General features: G+C 48.2%; 14 protein-coding genes. 1 reads left to right on the top strand and 13 read right to left on the bottom strand.

Translation table 11 applies throughout. The features are described 5' to 3' along the window. The first annotated feature begins 269 nt into the window (after positions 1–269). Entirely contained in the window at positions 270–1,604 is a 1,335-nt protein-coding gene (locus CI595_RS14950) for a uracil-xanthine permease family protein (RefSeq protein WP_095174438.1), read from the top strand. Positions 1,605–1,845: 241 nt separating this feature from the next. On the opposite strand, the gene ftsH is transcribed toward CI595_RS14950, so the two are convergent. From ftsH to CI595_RS14885, 13 genes are all read right to left on the bottom strand, one after another. Next, positions 1,846–3,729: an ATP-dependent zinc metalloprotease FtsH gene (gene ftsH / locus CI595_RS14945; protein WP_095174733.1), complete on the bottom strand. Its 1,884-nt coding sequence runs from the start codon at positions 3,727–3,729 to the stop codon at positions 1,846–1,848. A 163-nt stretch (positions 3,730–3,892) separates the two neighbouring features. After that, complete coding sequence (locus CI595_RS14940) at positions 3,893–4,672, bottom strand: RNA polymerase subunit sigma-70 (RefSeq protein WP_095174437.1); 780 nt, start codon at positions 4,670–4,672, stop codon at positions 3,893–3,895. Positions 4,673–5,085: 413 nt separating this feature from the next. Then, positions 5,086–6,567: an Asp-tRNA(Asn)/Glu-tRNA(Gln) amidotransferase subunit GatB gene (gene gatB, locus CI595_RS14935; RefSeq protein WP_095174436.1), complete on the bottom strand. Its 1,482-nt coding sequence runs from the start codon at positions 6,565–6,567 to the stop codon at positions 5,086–5,088. Next, positions 6,567–8,036 carry an Asp-tRNA(Asn)/Glu-tRNA(Gln) amidotransferase subunit GatA gene (gene gatA, locus CI595_RS14930; RefSeq protein WP_095174435.1) on the bottom strand — a complete coding sequence of 490 codons (1,470 nt, stop codon included), beginning with the start codon at positions 8,034–8,036 and terminating at the stop codon, positions 6,567–6,569. The genes gatB and gatA overlap by 1 nt, the downstream gene beginning before the upstream one ends. 27 nt (positions 8,037–8,063) lie before the next feature. Beyond that, positions 8,064–8,360: an Asp-tRNA(Asn)/Glu-tRNA(Gln) amidotransferase subunit GatC gene (gene gatC, locus CI595_RS14925; RefSeq protein WP_095174434.1), complete on the bottom strand. Its 297-nt coding sequence runs from the start codon at positions 8,358–8,360 to the stop codon at positions 8,064–8,066. 19 nt (positions 8,361–8,379) lie between these two features. Beyond that, positions 8,380–9,711, bottom strand: a complete 1,332-nt coding sequence (aspS, locus tag CI595_RS14920) for an aspartate--tRNA(Asn) ligase (protein ID WP_095174433.1) — start codon at positions 9,709–9,711, stop codon at positions 8,380–8,382. Between the two features lie 84 nt (positions 9,712–9,795). After that, positions 9,796–11,010, bottom strand: coding sequence for an LL-diaminopimelate aminotransferase (locus CI595_RS14915; RefSeq protein WP_095174432.1), 1,215 nt, complete (start codon positions 11,008–11,010; stop codon positions 9,796–9,798). A 52-nt stretch (positions 11,011–11,062) separates the two neighbouring features. Then, a complete protein-coding gene (locus CI595_RS14910; RefSeq protein ID WP_095174431.1) occupies positions 11,063–11,614 on the bottom strand; it encodes an ANTAR domain-containing response regulator in 552 nt (183 codons plus the stop codon). 18 nt (positions 11,615–11,632) lie between these two features. Continuing rightward, complete coding sequence (glnA, locus tag CI595_RS14905; RefSeq protein ID WP_095174430.1) at positions 11,633–12,964, bottom strand: type I glutamate--ammonia ligase; 1,332 nt, start codon at positions 12,962–12,964, stop codon at positions 11,633–11,635. A 231-nt stretch (positions 12,965–13,195) separates the two neighbouring features. Beyond that, positions 13,196–14,275: a tartrate dehydrogenase gene (locus CI595_RS14900; protein ID WP_095174429.1), complete on the bottom strand. Its 1,080-nt coding sequence runs from the start codon at positions 14,273–14,275 to the stop codon at positions 13,196–13,198. Continuing rightward, entirely contained in the window at positions 14,272–15,693 is a 1,422-nt protein-coding gene (locus CI595_RS14895; protein WP_095174428.1) for an aldehyde dehydrogenase family protein, read from the bottom strand. Before CI595_RS14895 ends, CI595_RS14900 begins: the two co-directional genes overlap by 4 nt. After that, a complete protein-coding gene (locus CI595_RS14890) occupies positions 15,693–16,547 on the bottom strand; it encodes a class II fructose-bisphosphate aldolase (RefSeq protein WP_162291886.1) in 855 nt (284 codons plus the stop codon). Before CI595_RS14890 ends, CI595_RS14895 begins: the two co-directional genes overlap by 1 nt. Further along, entirely contained in the window at positions 16,544–17,995 is a 1,452-nt protein-coding gene (locus CI595_RS14885) for an L-fucose/L-arabinose isomerase family protein (RefSeq protein ID WP_243135177.1), read from the bottom strand. Before CI595_RS14885 ends, CI595_RS14890 begins: the two co-directional genes overlap by 4 nt. Positions 17,996–18,043 lie beyond the last annotated feature (48 nt).

Genomic DNA, 18,043 nt, shown 5'->3' with positions numbered 1-18,043 from the left:
TCCGGTAACCGGAAAGCATCTTTTTTGATTTTACCATTATTCTCTGTAAGGTGCAACATGGCATTCTCATTCATATTGTACAAAAATTTTTAGATTATCTAAAAAATTTTGTATTTTTCCATTGACTATAGTCCGCCGATTTGCTAATATTATAGTAATCTAACATATCGTGTTTCATAAAATGTTTTCAGGGACAGCAATTTGACCACAAGAGTGGGGCACACTCCAGGCCGTGATGTTTCGGAAAATCAAATGGGGGTAATTACATAATGAAAGGAATGGAAATCGGTAAAGGAAGTATCTTTGAACTGGAAGGCATTCCCGCGTTTCGGCAGGTACTGCCGCTGGCACTGCAGCATGTAGTCGCCATGATCGTTGGCTGTGTTACACCGGCCATTATTGTTTCAGGTGCTGTTAGCGGAGGAGGTATGTCTCAGGGAGACAAGGTCATCCTCATCCAGGCAGCTCTTTTTGTGTCCGCAATTTCCACACTGCTCCAGCTTTTTCCTCTGGGCAGCAAGAGCGGATTCCACATCGGTTCCTCCCTGCCGGTCATCATGGGTGTCAGCTTTGCCTATGTGCCCAGTATGCAGGCCATTGCCGAGGGGTATGGTGTTGCGACCATACTCGGGTCTCAGATCGTGGGCGGCTGCGTAGCTATTGTTGTGGGACTGCTTGTCCGGAAGATCAGGGTGTTCTTTCCGCCTCTGATCACCGGGACCGTTGTGTTTACCATCGGCCTGTCCCTGTATCCCACTGCCATCAACTATATGGCAGGCGGTACCAGCAGTGAGACCTACGGCTCCTGGCAGAACTGGGCTGTAGCCATATTTACTCTTGTGGTCGTAACTGTACTGAACCATTTTGGAAAAGGGATCGTGAAGCTGGCTTCTATCCTGATCGGCATGGTTGCCGGATACGTGGTTTCCGCCTTTTTCGGCATGGTCAGTTTCAGCAGCGTGGCATCCGCCAGCGTGTTCCAGCTCCCGCAGGTTATGCATTTCGGCATTAATTTTGAGGTGTCATCCTGTGTAGCCATCGGCCTTCTCTTTGCCATCAACTCCGTCCAGGCCATCGGTGACTTCACGGCAACGACTGTGGGCGGACTTGGAAGAGAACCCAGTGACAAAGAACTGCAGGGCGGCATTGTGGGATACGGCATTATGAATATTATCGGTGCCGTGTTCGGCGGGCTTCCCACAGCTACCTACAGCCAGAATGTAGGTATTGTGGCAACCACAAAGGTGGTGAACCGTTGTGTTCTGGGGCTGGCAGCCATTATCCTGGGCGTGGCGGGACTGATTCCCAAATTTTCCGCACTGCTCACCACCATTCCCCAGTGCGTTCTGGGCGGCGCTACTGTATCTGTGTTTGCCTCCATTGCAATGACAGGTATGAAACTCATCACCTCTGAGGATATGAACTACAGGAACACTTCCATTGTGGGCCTGGCCGCTGCACTTGGAATGGGAATTTCCCAGGCATCCGCAGCCCTTGCCACCTTCCCTAGCTGGGTAACCATGATTTTCGGCAAATCCCCGGTTGTGTTGGCAACCCTGATTGCTATATTGCTGAATATCATACTGCCGAAAGAAGAATCATAAGTTATTGGTAACTGTTCAGTACCCTCACAGTTACAGGCAAAATCCATGCAGAATCGCCTTTGGTGATGGGATTTTTGCTTGGCCGTGGTACACTTTCTTACGGTCAGCGCAGTGAATGCGCAGACCTACAGAGCCGAAAAGAAAAACCGGCCCCTGTTGTTATAAACCGAACGTTGAATATAGCTGTTCGGTTTATAACAACAGGGGCCGGTTTATTATTACTTCTTTAATCCTCCCGCCACTACAGCTCTGCTGGTTCTGCCGCTTCTGCTGTCTGTGGTTCCCGGTTTTCCTCTATTTGAGGAAGCGGGGTATGGAGGATCCTCATAAACTCTTCTCCTGTTATGGTCTCATTCTCAAACAGGTGTTTTGCCAGCTCATGCAGTTTTCCGATATTCTCCTGCAGGATCTTATATGCCTTCTCATGCTGTTTTCTCACCAGCTCCACCACCCTTTTATCAATAAGAGTCTGGGTTTCAAAGGAGCATGCCAGGGAGGTATCACCACCAAGATACTGGTTTGTCACATTTTCCATAGCTACCATATCAAACTCGTCGCTCATACCGAAACGGGTGATCATGCCTCTTGCCAATTTGGTCGCCTGCTCAATATCATTGGACGCACCCGTTGTAACGGAATGGAAGATCAATTCCTCCGCCGCACGGCCGCCTGTAAATGTAGCGATCTTATTTTCCAGTTCCTCTTTTGACATGAGGAAATGTTCCCCATCCTCCACCTGCATGGTGTATCCCAAGGCTCCTGAAGTTCTGGGTATGATGGTGATCTTATGGACAGGCGCGGAATCTGTCTGCATGGCAGCTACCAGCGCATGGCCAATCTCATGGTAGGAAACGATCAGCTTCTCTTTCTCGGAAAGCACACGGTTCTTCTTCTGGTATCCTGCAATGACTACCTCAATACTCTCCTCCATATCTGCCTGTGTGGCAAACTTTCTTCTGTCACGGACAGCTCTCAGTGCCGCTTCATTTACAATGTTAGCCAGTTCCGCTCCCGATGCACCGGATGCAGCCTTGGCAATCTCACGGAAATCCACGTTGTCGGATATTTTGATCTTTTTGGCATGGACTTTCAGGATCTCCTCGCGCCCCTGCAGATCAGGAAGTTCCACAGGGATACGCCTGTCAAAACGTCCCGGACGGAGCAGCGCCGCATCCAGGGAATCCGGACGGTTGGTTGCCGCCAGGATCACAACACCTTTGGAGCCGTCAAATCCATCCATCTCGGTCAGAAGCTGGTTCAGTGTCTGCTCACGCTCATCGTTGCCGCTGATGTTGCCGTCACGCTTCTTTCCAATGGTATCAATCTCATCAATAAATACGATACAAGGTGCTTTTTCATTGGCCTGCTTAAACAGATCACGTACTTTGGCAGCACCCATACCAACGAACATCTCCACAAATTCAGATCCTGATATGGAGAAAAAGGGAACGTTGGCCTCGCCAGCCACGGCTTTTGCCAGAAGCGTCTTACCTGTTCCCGGAGGGCCTACCAGAAGAGCACCCTTTGGCATGGACGCTCCAATCTCCCGGTATCTGTCAGGGTTGTGGAGATAGTCCACGATCTCTGTCAGCAGGTCCTTGGCCTCATCCTCACCGGCCACGTCTGAAAACATAATACCGTTGGTTGATTTTACATAGACCTTGGCATTGCTCTTTCCAAAACTCATGGCCCCGGCTCCGCCGCCCATGCCTGACATCATCTTCTTACTCAGCCAGTTACCGATGAATAAGAAAATAGCAATGGGGATGATCCAGGACAGCAGGAAGGTGAGGATCGGGGACTGCTTTGTGGGGATCTCCTTGGCGAATTTCACCTTCGCTTTATCCAGCCGTTCGACCTCCTGCAGATCATTGATTCTTCCCGTCTTGTAAACCTGTGTCTTATCGCCGTCTTTCACGGTATAATAAATGGTGTCATCATCCAGATTTACCTCATCTATCTTGCCGCCGTCCAAATCATTTAAAAATTCATCATATCTGACTTCCTTGATACTCCGCTCCGCGATTGAGGGCACAAGCAGGGTATTCAGCAGAATCAGAACCACTATGACAATGGCATAGTAGAACATAATTGGTTTTTTGGGTTTTTTGTCTTTCACTTCCATCTGTTTTTCCTCCATGATTTCCTGATCCATTGGGAAATCTATGGTTTAAGTATGCCACTTTTTTGTGAATTATTCAATGAATTGGCTATGTTTATTCTATAAAAAATATATGAAGTGCTGCTGTTCACCGTTTCCGCACAGCACGGTACCCTGTTGTGCCCTACTATTTATCGTCACCGGTCAGCCGCAGCACAGCCTGTATTTCATCCACATCCATGTCAAGAAAAGCCGCCAGTTCATCCACACTGTACTTGACCTCCTCGTCTTCCAGAAGTTCTTTGATCCTTGTCTCCAGGTCACGTACTTTCTCCACAAGGATATCATCCCTCTGCTTCTGGTCTGTCTGCTCTTCCAGCATGAGCAGAATGGCATTTCTGATCTCCCCGCAGAGGAATGCGTGGATGTCCTGTGCCTCATGAAGCATTTCAATGGCACTCAGCAGACCGATATTTCCCTCTGCTATCATATCACCGATAAAGACTTCCCGGTGTTTCAGTTCTCTCGCTGTGGTTACTACCTGGGGCATATACAGCTCTGCCAGACGTTTTTTTGCCGCGTCATCATGATCCAATACCCTTTTATAAAGGCTTTCCCTCTCCCCGGGCTTCTCTTTGGGTATATCAGAAAGTATGCTTTCATAATCCTTCAGATATTCCAGTTCTTCCTGGGATAACGCAGCTTTTTCTTCTTTTTCCCCACTGTCCTCGTTCCCGCCTGGATCAATTTCCCCTTGTTCCGAAGAGGCGTCTGCCGTCTGCCTCTTCTTTCCCTCCACCTGGATTCCCTGGACAGCCAGGTATTCGTATACTTTCTGTATCTGACCTTCTGTCAGCCCGTTTCCGGCAAAAAGTTCTTCCACTGTATCTGCATGTATCTTTTTTCCGTTTTTTACAGCCAGCTCCAGTGTTTCTTTGAGCTTTTCCTGAAATTCTCTGATCTCCATAACTGTCTCCTTTTCTTTCCATCCACATTCCGTGTTCAGAATACAAACGCGGAATGGCTGCAGCGGCTATGCTGCTGTTTTATCCTATTACCCGGATAGTCTTAAAGACAGTATAAGCGATTAAAAAAAGGTTGTAAAGTTCTACTCTGCAGGATCACAGTTTTTCAGTAACCGTTCAGTTACTGTACACAGGCCACTGTACCGGGAGGCGTTTTCATGCCGGAAGCATGAAAATCCCGAGGCAGCCAGCGCGATATGGGGCAGAATGCTCCATATCTGTGCATCGCGAAGCGTGTTACTGGACACGGAGTGTACAGTAACACCGTTCAGACAAGCTGAACCGTTACGCACCCAGCCATTAAAAATCGCTTCGCGATGGGCTGGATGCCTGCCGGCACTACTTTTTCATACGGTCAGTGCAGTAAATGCGCAGACCTGTCTGAACTGTTACATTTTTCACTCAGAAGCCGCTTCACTGTCTGTGGGTCTGCCTTTCCTTTCATCTCTTTCATAACCTGGCCTACAAGAAAACCTAAAACCTTTGTTTTCCCGTTTTGGTATTCCTCCACTGTTTTTGGATTTCCGGCCAGCACTTTGTCCACCACACGCTCCAGCGTGCCTGTGTCTGTGACAGACTTCAGACCGTTTTTTTCTATATAAGAAACCGGGTCTATATCTTCGTCAAACATGATCTCAAACACCTTTTTTGCCGTCCGGTTGTTCACCTCCCCCTTTTCACAGACTGCGATCAGGTCTGCCAGATGCCCGGGTGTGAAGCGAATGTCTTCTGTTTCCATCCCCCTGTCTTTTAAAAGCCTCAGTGTCTCACCGATAAACCAATTGGCTGCCTTTTTTGGCCCGCCGGCAATCTTTTTCTGTTCCAGAAGGCTGACTGTCTGCTCAAACAAATCTGCCAGATATCTGGACTGTGTCAAAAGTGACGCGTCATAGGCAGACAGACCCAATTCCTTCTCGTAGCGCCCTGCCTTTTCCTCCTGAAGCTCGGGCTGCCGCTCTTTTATCCGTTTTGTCCACGCCTCACTGATCACAACAGGAGGCAGATCAGGGTCGGGAAAATACCTGTAATCCTTGGCATCCTCTTTTGAACGCATGGCATAAGAATATTCCTTGTTGTCATCCCATCTTCGTGTCTCCTGCTGCACGCATTTTCCCTCTTCCAAAAGCTCGATCTGGCGTTCCCGCTCCCCTTCAATAGCTCTGGCGATGGCCTTAAAGGAGTTTAAGTTCTTCATCTCCGTTCTGGTACCCAATTCACTGCTCCCGGCCTCCCGGACAGACAGATTCACATCCGCCCGCATAGATCCCTCCTGAAGTTTACAGTCCGAGACACCAAGGTACTGGCAGATCAAGCGCAGTTTTTCCAGATAAGCAATAACCTCCTCCGCACTCCTCATATCCGGTTCAGATACGATCTCCACCAGCGGTACACCGCTTCTGTTGTAGTCCACAAGGGAACAGTCTTCCCAGGCATCATGGATCAGCTTTCCGGCATCCTCCTCCATATGCATCTCATGGATCCTGATCTTTTTCTTCCCGGATGCCGTCTCAATTTCCAGAGATCCGTCGTAACAGATGGGGAGATATAACTGGGAGATCTGGTAGTTTTGTGGATTGTCCGGGTAAAAATAATTCTTACGGTCGAATTTACAGGTGCGGTTTACCCGGCAGTTGGCAGCCAGCCCAAGGGCCAGGGCATACTCCACCACCTGTTTGTTCAGGACAGGCAGGGATCCGGGCATTCCGGTACATACCGGACAAGTATGGGTATTGGGCGCCCCACCGAATCTTGCAGAACACCCGCAGAATATCTTTGCAGCCGTGGCAAGTTCCACATGCACCTCCAGGCCAATGACTGTCTCATATTGCTTTCCCATTATTTTACCCCCTTTCCCTGCGCTTTGGGAAACTCTCCCCTGATCTGTTCATAGGCATATGCAGCCTGTATGATTTTTTTCTCCTGAAAACAATCCCCGATAAACTGCAGTCCCACCGGCATACCGCTGCTGTCCCTGCCGCAGGGCACACTTATGGCAGGAAGGCCTGCCAGATTGACCCCTGCTGTATAAATGTCACTCAGGTACATGTTCAGCGGGTCTGAAAGGCTGCTCCCAACCTTGGGTGCCGTAGAAGGAGCCGCAGGCGCAAGCAGCGTATCATACTTAACAAAAGCCAGGTCAAACGCTTTCTTTATCATTGCCTTTACTTTCAGGGCTTTCAGGTAATATGCATCATAGTAGCCGGAACTCAGTACAAAAGAACCCAGCAGGATCCGGCGCTTCACCTCTTCCCCGAAGCCCTCAGCCCTGGTCTTTTTATACATGTGGTGAAGTCCCTCGAATGCCTCTGTCCTGTAACCATATTTTACGCCGTCAAAACGGGCCAGGTTGGAGCTTGCCTCCGCTGAGGCGATAATATAATAAGCAGGGATCACATAATCCACCAGTCCCAGAGAAAAGAATTCTACAATGGCACCGTTCCTTGTCATCAGGTGCACCGCATCCACCAGCGCCTTCTTTACCTCCGTGTCCAGACCTTCCGCCAGATATTCCTTGGGAATCCCAATCTTCATTCCACGCAGATCCTTTCTCAAATATCCGGTAAACTGCAGATCCTTCCGCATCACGGAAGTGCTGTCCTTTGGGTCATACCCTGCCACAGTCTCCAGCAGTGCCGCACAGTCGGACACATCCTTTCCCACCGGTCCGATCTGGTCTAGGGATGAAGCATATGCTATAAGGCCATATCTGGATACGGTTCCGTAGGTGGGCTTCATTCCCACCACACCGCAGTAAGCGGCCGGCTGACGGATAGAACCGCCTGTGTCACTTCCCAATGCGGCAAACACTTCATCCGCTGCCACCGCTGCGCAGGAGCCTCCTGACGAACCACCCGGCACTTTTTCCGTATCCCAGGGATTTCTGGTAATGCCATAGGCTGAGGTCTCTGAGGTGCTTCCCATGGCAAATTCATCCATGTTGGTCTTGCCAATGACGATCATTCCCGCATTCTCCATTCTGCGTACAGCCTCCGCATCGTATGGCGGAACAAAATTTTCCAGAATCCTGGACGCGCAGGTGGTCTTTCTGTCCCTGGTGCAGATATTGTCTTTTACCGCCACAGGAACGCCGGCCAGAGGACCTGTATATTTTCCTGTTTTTATGCCGCTCTCCACCTCTTTCACCCTGTCGTATATTTTCTTTTCATCTGTCTCCAGAAAGGCGTGGAGTGTGCTGTCCACCTTTCCAATCTGGTCCAGAGATGCTTTCACTGCTTCCCTGACGCCTGCCTCCCTGCTCTTAATGGCCCGGCCCAGCGTGAGGGCTGTCATTTCTTTGATCTCCATTTCGCTAACCTCCGTCTTCAACCACTGTCACTGCACTGTTTTCGGTACCTGGTACTGGCCGTCCTTGCTCCTGGGCGCATTTTTTATCATGGCCTCACGGTCGTTCCCATTTGTTACAATATCCTCCCGGAAAACATTTTCCATAGGAAAGGTGTGGGAAAGCGGCCGGATCCCCTCTGTGTCCAGCTCATTTAATTTATCCACATAATCCAGTATCTCCTGCATTTTTTCCCTGGCGGCTTCCCGTTCTTGGGGTTTGAGGGCCAGTTTTGCCAGAATTTCCACATTTTCCATAACGGTATCATCTATGATCTGTTTTGCCATAACAATATCCTCCTTTTCTCTACGGTTCCAGCCGGTTCATATCTCTTGGGAAAAGACAGGCTTCCCTCACGTTATCTTCACCTAAAAGCTGCATGGTAAGCCTCTCCAGGCCAATTCCCAGGCCCCCGTGGGGCGGCATGCCGTACTTGAAAGTATCCAGATACTGCTCCATCCCCTCCCGGCTCATGCCTCTTCTCTCCAATTTCCTGGTCAGCATATTGTAGTCATGGATACGCTGTCCTCCGGTTGTCACCTCCAGGCCTTTAAACAGCAGATCAAAGCTCAGGGTAAACCGTTCATCCTCCGGGTCATCCATTGCATAAAAGGGCCTTTTTTTGGAGGGATAATGTGTGACGAACACAAAATCCGAATCATATTCCTCTTTGAAGTACCGACCAATCAATTCCTCCTCCTCCGGCTCCAGATCAAACGGGTTTTTAATTTTCCTGCCATATTTTTCAGACACCAGCTCTTTGGCGTCGGTAAAACGGACACAGGGGATCTTATCAGTTCCCGGAAGCTTGATCCCCAGAATCTTCAGCTCTTTGGCGTATTCTTTTTTCAACAGCTCCATTGTATATTGGAGAAACCCCGTCTCCATGGCACAGATATCCATAAAGCTGTCAATATATCCCATCTCAAGATCCAGGCTGGTGTATTCGTTCAGATGCCGCCTTGTGTTATGCTTCTCCGCACGAAATACAGGACCTGTCTCAAACACCCTGTCAAATACCCCCACCATCATCTGTTTATAAAACTGGGGGCTCTGCTCCAGAATGGCGGGTTTGTGGAAATAACTGAATTTAAAGAGATTAGAACCGCCCTCCGCCCCTTTTGATCCTATTTTGGGAGTATGCACTTCCGTAAATCCCTGGCTGTATAAAAATTCACGAAAGGCTCTGCACACACCCTCCTGAATCTTAAAACGGGCCCTTTCCTTTATATTCCGCAGAGATATGGGGCGTAGGTTCAGCTTAGTCTCCAGAGATGTGTTCAGCTTCCATTTGTCTATGGCAAGCGGGAGAGGCGCAGCGGGAGATGACAGGATCTCAACCTTTGAAAGCCGCAGTTCCTTTTCATGGGGTGCTCTTTCCTCATCATGAATGGTACCTGAGACGCGGACACAGTCACCTTCCTTCAAATGGCAGATGGAAAGATCTGTCTTTCCCTCCTCCCATACCGCCTGCAGCAGACCGTCTCTTTTTCTCAGGATCACAAAGGCGATCTCTCCCATATTTCTGATACTGTGAACAGTTCCCTCCACCAGGATTTCCCGGTCTGACTCTTTTACTTCCAGTATCTGCGGAAGCTCCAGTGTTTCCTTTTTTAAAATACCTGCTGCAAATTCCATATCACAATTCTCCTTTTTCTATAAATAAAAAAGTCCCGGGGATATCCAGAAAAATCCAGATACCTCGGGACAGGATATAATTGATCACATCTTTGTGATCCGTTCAATCGCTTTCACTGTATTTTCATAGGTTCCGAAGGCTGACAGTCTAAAATAGCCTTCTCCGTGTGCTCCAAAACCGCTGCCGGGTGTTCCAACCACATTGGCTTTGCTTAGAAGTTCATCAAAGAACTCCCAGGAACTTAACCGGCCGGGTGTTTTCAGCCACACATACGGGGCATTGATGCCGCCGGATACGGAGTATCCTGCATTTTTCAGGCCTTCGTAAATCACCTTCGCGTTTTTCATATAATAGTCCACCTGGGCCTTTAACTGCTCTTTTCCTTCCGGTGAATAAACAGCTTCCCCGGCCCGCTGTACAATATACGGGGCACCGTTATATTTGGTCCCATGCCTTCTGGACCACAGGTCATGCAGGGATACACTGCCGCATTTTAAATCCTTCGGCACTACTGTGTAACCCAGACGGACGCCTGTAAATCCGGCATTTTTTGAAAAACTGTGAAGTTCGATGGCACAATGTCTCGCACCTTTGCATTCATACACGCTGTGAGGTACGTCTTTTTCTGTTATATATGCTTCATATGCTGCATCGTAAATGATCACCGCGCCCACGCGGTTGGCATAATCCACCCATTCCTGCAGCTCTGCTCTTGTGATTCCTGCTCCTGTGGGATTATTCGGGAAACACAGATAAATAATATTCGGGGTTTCCTTTGGAAGTTCAGGGATAAAATGATTATCCTCCACACAGGGCATGTAGATCATGCCGTCATAATTCTGTGCATCCGGATTATAATTACCCGTTCTGCCTGCCATCACATTAGTGTCTACATACACAGGATATACCGGGTCGCAGACAGCGATCTTATTGTCCAGGCCGAAAATTTCCTGGATATTTCCGGAGTCACATTTTGCTCCGTCGGATACGAAAATCTCATCTGCTTCGATGTCACAGCCGCGGTTTCGGTAATCATTGTCCGCAATGGCATTTCTGAGAAAATCATAACCTTTGTCCGGAGCGTAACCATGAAATGTCTCCGCATTTGCCATATCATCCACTGCGCTGTGAAGTGCCCGGATAATAGCCGGTGCCAAAGGCTGTGTGACATCACCGATCCCCAGCCGGATCATGTCTGCATTAGGGTTTTGCTGCTGATAGTCAGCCACTTTTTTTGCTATATTGGAAAACAGGTAGCTGCCCTGAAGTTTCAGATAATTATTGTTGATCGTAAACATATCACATTTCTCCTTTATGACGATTTGATACTGGCTTTGCTGCCGTTCCTCTTTATACTTCATCGTAGATGAGCGTCAGTATCATCTGCGCTGTCTCTACCATGCCGGTAGCACTGTCCATGCTGCATTTTTGTATATAACGGTATGCCTCCTCCTCTGTGAGATGGTTTCTGTCCATCAGAAGGAGCTTCGCGTTTGTAATATAGTTCTGGTCCCGCTCATTTCGCGGTTTTGGCTTTTTCTTTTCCTTTTTTTGTCTGCGCTCAATCTGGTAAAGCTGCATTTCCACAGTGTTTACCAGTTCATAAATACGGATAGGCATGGTGACTGCCATAATCCCTGATCCTGCCGAGCTGACCACATTCGCAGAACCGATAAGCAGCATTTCAAAGAATCCGGGCAGACATTCTGCCAGCTCCCGGTAATACATGTCAGGCAGCTTATAACCGCTGATCACCAGTCCTGCGGGATGTTTATTCACTTCAATCAAAGCCTGGGCGGCAGTTGTACATGCTACGGTATTTTCAAATCCATGCTGTATGAGGATTTTCCGTATTTTCTTTGCATCTTCCGGTTTCGGTAAAACGATAATGATGATGCTCATGCACTGCCTCCTGTTCCTTTATACACGGTACAGATACTGTTCGATCTCCCACTCAGAAACCTGTTCCATGTAGCTCTCCCACTCTTTTCTCTTTGCTTTCACATAGCACTTTGTAAAAGTATCGCCCAACACGGCCCTCATAAGAGGGTCTTTCTGAAATTCTTCCAGAGCCTCACTGAGATTTTCCGGCAGGGTATCAATGCCTGCGTTCTCCTTCTCCTCCCTGGAGAGTTTCCGGATATTTTCTTTCAGCTCTTTTGGAGCCTGCAGGTTCTTTTCAATCCCATCCATACCTGCCGCCAGACACAGTGCAAATACCAGATATGGATTGGCGGAAGAATCCGGGCTTCTCAGCTCCAGCCTCGCTCCTTCGTTTCGCTGGGTCTGTACCCGTACCAATGCGGTGCGCTGCCTGGATGACCAGGTAATGTCTGAGGGTGCTTCAAAACCGGGGGCTAATCTTTTATAAGAATTTACAAGGGGGTTGCACAGGGCGGTCATACCCTTGATATGCGCAAAAATGCCGGCCAGGAAGGAATATCCCTCACGGCTCAGTCCCAGGTCATCAGACGGGTCTGAAAAAATGTTCTTTCCGTCTTTCATCAGATACATGTTCACATGCATACCGGAACCGTTTACGCCTGCTTTTGGTTTGGGCATGAAGGTGGCGTGAAGGCCGTGGCGCTTTGCTATGGTCCTCACAGCCACCTTGAAGGTCATCACTTTATCGGCGGTCTCCGGGGCATCGGAGAACTGGAAATCAATCTCATGTTGTCCGGGGGCTATTTCGTGGTGGGAGGATTCGATTTCATATCCCATCTCTTCAAGAGTCAGCACCATGTCACGTCTGGCATTCTCACCCAGATCCACAGGACTTAGATCCATGTATCCCGCCTTTTCATGTGTTGTGGTTGTGGGCATACCGTTATCGTCTGTGTGGAAAAGGAAAAACTCGCATTCCGGGTTCACCATAAGGGAATATCCCATCTCTGCGGCTTTCGCTGCAACACGGTTCAAAATGAATCGGGGGCTTTCTTTATAGGGTGTACCGTCTTCCTGATAAATATCACAGATAAACCGGGCGACTTTTCCCTGCTGAGGGCGCCATGGGAGGATGGAAAAGGTGGACAGGTCGGGATGCAGATACATATCTGCCTCCTCGTTCCGGATAAAACCTCCGATGGAGGATGCGTCTATGACGCAGCGGTTATCCATGGCTTTTTCTAATTTGCTGGATGGGATCGCAATATTTTTTAATGTACCGAACATATCGGTGAACTGCAGGCGGATGAATTCTACGTCCTCTTCCTCTGCCATGCGAAGGATTGCTTCCCTGGTGTAGTTTTGCATTGTATTATCTCCTCTCTTGATGGGTGATAGGAATGGAACCGGATACGGGTGCTTAGGAGGCGGGCGGTAAGTCCGGTTTTAGTCTCATTGTGGTCTTGTTGATGCGGAAAAATTGTCCGGTGTGTGACTTTGGAATAAAAAATGGGCGTGCTTATCCAGAGTACCCTCCGAATAAGAACGCCCTTGTTCTTTCATTTATGGTTGGTATTATAGCAAGGGAAGTTGGGATTGTCAATATAAGGATTTAATCTTCCTAATGTTTCTAACTATCTCATCTCCGGTCTCACCGGTTGACGCATGCCCTCCCATATCCGGCGTTAGCCGTCTTTGATCCAAGAATAATTTTTCTAAAGCCTTGAGCACCACCTGTGCCCACATTGTCTCCCCCAGATAATCCAGCATCTGACTTGCTGACCAGACAGCCCCGGCAGGGTTTGCAACATTTTTTCCCGCAATATCCGGTGCTGAACCGTGAACGGGTTCAAACATAGCCGGGTATTTTCTCTCAGGATTTATATTGGCGCCTGCCGCTATGCCCATCCCGCCGCTGATCGCTGCGCCCAGATCTGTTAATATATCTCCAAACAGGTTCGAGGTGACTACAATGTCAAATCGCTCCGGAGCCATGACAAAAAGCATACTGGCAGCATCCACCAATACGGAATTTATCTCCACATCCGGATATTCCCTTCCTACTTCCTCAAACATCTTATCCCAAAAAACCATAGAATAGTTCAGTGCATTTCCTTTACTCACACTGGTCAGTCTCCTCTTTTCACTGCGCGCCAATTCAAAAGCATACCGCATCACTCGTTCTGTTCCCCTTCTGGAAAACACCCCTGTCTGATATACCGTCTCATTTTCCAGACCCGCATTTTTCCATTCTCCCAGTCCCGCATATTCTCCTTCACTGTTTTCCCTCACCACGATCATATCTATATTTTGAGGAGAGGCATCTTTTAAGGGACTTACAACTCCATCTAAAAGTTTGACCGGCCTCAGATTCACATACTGATCAAAGCTCTTTCTTATCTTTAATAATAATCCCCACAGTGAAATATGATCCGGCACCCCAGGAGCACCTACTGCGCCCAAATAAACAGCATCAAACATTTTAAGCTTCTCAATTCCGTCTGCCTCCATCATTTCACCGTTTTTTAAATAATATTCACACCCCCACGGAAAATAAGTAAAAGAAAATTTAATCTCCTTGTCCAGCGCCTCAATACACTTTAATACTTTGACGCCTTCCCGGATAACTTCTGTCCCAATCCCATCTCCTGGTATTACAGCGATCCGAAATTCTCTCATAAGGCTCCCTGCACGCTTCCGTTCATTACTATCATTTTCATTTCCGTCATTTCTTTTATGGCAAACCCCGGGCCTTCCTTCCCTATACCACTATTTTTCAAACCTCCGTAAGGCATTTGGTCTACTCTGTAATTACAGGTGTCATTGATGATGATGCCGCCGAACTCTGCCTCATCCGCAAACCTCATGGCTTCTTCAATTTTCTCCGTAAGTATGGCTGCCTGCAGCCCATAAGGTGTATGATTTACCTTCTGAATAGCCTCATCCAGGGTTTCATACCCATTGACAGTTATGACCGGAGCAAACATCTCCTCCTGGATGACCGGTGCGTTTTCCGGTGCATCCTTTAAAATGGTGGGATAGAAGATGTTCCCCTCTGTTATGTTGCCTGTCACAAGCCTTGCCCCCATTGCAATGGATCTTTGAACCCTTTCTTGAGCACGGATCAACGCATCCCGTGATATCATAGGGCCTAAATCTGTATCTTTTTCGGATGGATCGCCGCACTTTACAGATAGAGCACAGCGCTTCATGTCACTTAGGAGTTCATCCTTCACAGAGTTATGGACATAAACTCTCTGTACAGATATACATACCTGCCCCGCGTTTGCAAACCCTGCCCTGCAGAGTTTCTCTGCCGCTATTTTGATGTCTGTGTCCTTTGATACTACCACGGCACTGGTAGAGCCAAGCTCCATGGTAATTTTCTTGACACCGGCATTTTTGCAGATTTCATCCCCTGCCTGATAGGAACCGGTAAACGATATTTTTCTCACCCGGCTGTCAGCAACCAGTGCATTACCCAATTCTCTGCCAGATCCGCAGACCACAGTAACAGCATCTTTTGGCAGACCGCAGGACAGGAACAATTCTCCCAGCATCATGGCTGTCAGCGGCGTTTTACTGGCCGGCTTTACAATAACGGAGTTTCCCGCAGCAAATGCAGGGCCCATCTTATGACAGGCCAGGTTCAGGGGAAAATTAAACGGCGTGACAGCAAGCACCACTCCTACCGGAACCCGCTGATAAAATCCTGTTCTGACCCCGCCTGCATCCTGTTCCACAGGAATGACTTCACCGCATATAGCGCCCGCTGCCTCTGCGGACAGCTTTAGTGTATTAGCTGCCCGCTCCACCTCTTTGCAGGCATCTCTTATGGTTTTCCCGACTTCTTTTACCAGCACTTTGGCAAACCGTTCCTTTTGCTCCAGCAATTGATGGGATACACCGTATAAAATTTTAGCCCGATCATTCACAGACATTTTTCTCATCTGTGCCGCCCCCATTTCCGCCGCCTTCATAATTTCAGGAATAAGATCCACACTGCACTTTGCCACTTTTCCCACACATTCTCCGGAATATGGACTAAACACCTCTATCTTCTCTGTTCCTTCTTTTCTCTCTCCGTGTATCAGCATTATCCTTTTCCCTCCGACATACATGTCCTGATCCAGCCCTTTACCACTTCTTTTACGGAATCTGTTACAGATGGATAAATCAAGTCAACCGGGGGTGTAAGGGCTCCCTGTTTTTCAATTTCCTCTTGTAGTCTGTCCAGATAAGTATACCGTATGATCGTTCCCACATTTACCTTTGCAATTCCTTCTTTTATACACTTCTTAACATCCTCTTCCGGAATTCCCGTTCCTCCGTGCAGTACCAGGGGCACAGAAACACCGGCTGATACCTGACCGAGGCGCTCAAAGTCGATCTGCGGTTTTCCTTTATAAAACCCGTGTGCCGTACCGATTGCCGCCGCCAGATAATCCACGCCGCTCTCCTCTGCTAATCTGACCGCGTCCCCCACCTGTACCAGGCAGTCTTCGCCCTGAAAATCACCTTCATCTCCACGGCTTTTTATTTTTCCTATTTCTCCCTCAACCGCACATCCTCTTGAATGAGCATATTCCGCCACCTCCTTGATGGCAGAAATATTCTCCTCCAGAGTACAACGTGATGCGTCTATCATTACAGAATCATATCCTGCGTTTACAGCTTCTTTACAGAGTTCTACACTGCCGGTATGGTCCAAATGTAAATACACCCTGGCTCCTGTCCGGGCTGCCAGTTCATCCACTGCCGCTCTCAGAACCTTTGGCCCGTATGTCTTTGTCACTTTAGGCAAAGAAGCTGCAAAAACCGGAGTTTTTAATTCCGCTGCCACTTCCATAACAGCCAGCAGCTCAAAAAAACCGGAAAAATTGAAATGTGGGATAGCATACCCTTCCGCCCTTGCCTTCTGCAGCATATCTAATATTTCTTTTCTTTTCATTCCTTTATTCCCCCTCTTAAAAATGTTTCCAACCGTTCTTTTTCCGGCTCTACCGGGTCCGCCTCCAATCCCGGGATATAGCGGCATGCTTCATATAAAACCGCTGTGATTCTTTCATGTACCCCAACACAATGATGGATATAAGGGCCATAGATAAATCTATGTTCCCACTTTGACCAGTCCTTAAATTCGATCCAGACATAAGTTCCATGGTTATAAGGACCCTCTGTTCCCTTTCCCTGTCCCATAAGCAAAGAATACTTTCCCTGCACACCGTCAAACCGGACAATGGAAATGTCCCCGCCTTTCAGCTCCCAACTGCCCACCACCGGGGCTTTCCTGTTATAGTGGATATTCAATTCCAGAGGTCTGTCCTCCCTGGCAAGTTCTTTAGGAAACACCCCGCAGTGCCAGAATAATTCCGCATTATCATTTTGTGGATGCCTTGCCGTAACATCAGCTAAAAAGACCGGGGAACTCCCTCCTGCTGCTGCCTGAGCTATCACGGCACTGACCGCCCCATGGATATCCGCTTCACAGATAACAGGAAATCCCAGCCCATTCAGCTCCGACAGAGCAAAACACGGGGATATCCCAACCGTATCAAACATAGGCCCCCAACACTGTGTTGCCGCTGCTGTCAGATTCTGTTCCCTGCCCCAATCCATCAAAGTAATGACAAGACCTGCCACATTGACCAGCTTCTCTTTTGGAAAATGGATCGCCTTCATCTCCCGGAATATATCTTCGGCGTATTCCTGAACCTGATCCATTTTCATGTCCAGCGTATATTCATACCTGGTCTTTAACTCCGGAAGGGTCAAAGGCACAAGATCGATCCCATACCGTTCCAGAAGCTCTCCCTCATTACATTTGACTGACCAGAAAGCATCCGGACGAAGGCTGATCTGCCCTATCCTCATATTGAAAAAATATTTTACAACCCTGGCTGCAGCATAAAAGTTATCAAACAACTTTTCAAAAATCGGGTCATCCAAAGCGGTATTCAATATGTAGCTAAAAGGTATCCCCATTCGCTGAAGCACTTTTGTTGTAGCAAATAAACCGCACTGGCTGTCCCGATACCTATATCCTTCTGCATCCGGCATTTCCTCTCTCGGCCCCCATAAAAGGATAGGCTTTGCAAGTTTCCTTGCAGCCTTGGCCACTGCATCCTCCGCTCCAAAGTTACAATGGGGACAGAAAACAGCATCTACTTCATTCTCCACAAAATACTTGTAAACTGCATCCACATCCTTGGGATGATAAAGCAGGCCATCCTCATTGAGGAAATCCAGGTTAACATAATCTATATTTTTTCTTTTCAGCCAGTCTTCCACTTTTTCTTTTGTCTCCCTGGCCGTTTGCGGATTAAATGCCTTCTCCCCATACATATTTCTTCTGGTAGGCATAAATCCGACTTTTATCGACATTTTAATTTTTTCCATAATCTTACATCTCCTCTCATGACAAAGCTGTTGTATTTTTCTTTTTAA

Source organism: Blautia hominis (genome assembly GCA_002270465.1).
In the GTDB taxonomy this organism is placed as follows: Bacteria; Bacillota; Clostridia; order Lachnospirales; family Lachnospiraceae; genus Blautia; species Blautia hominis.
The sequence above is the reverse complement of the archived record's forward strand: the minus strand, read 5'-3'. Positions and strand labels throughout refer to the sequence as shown.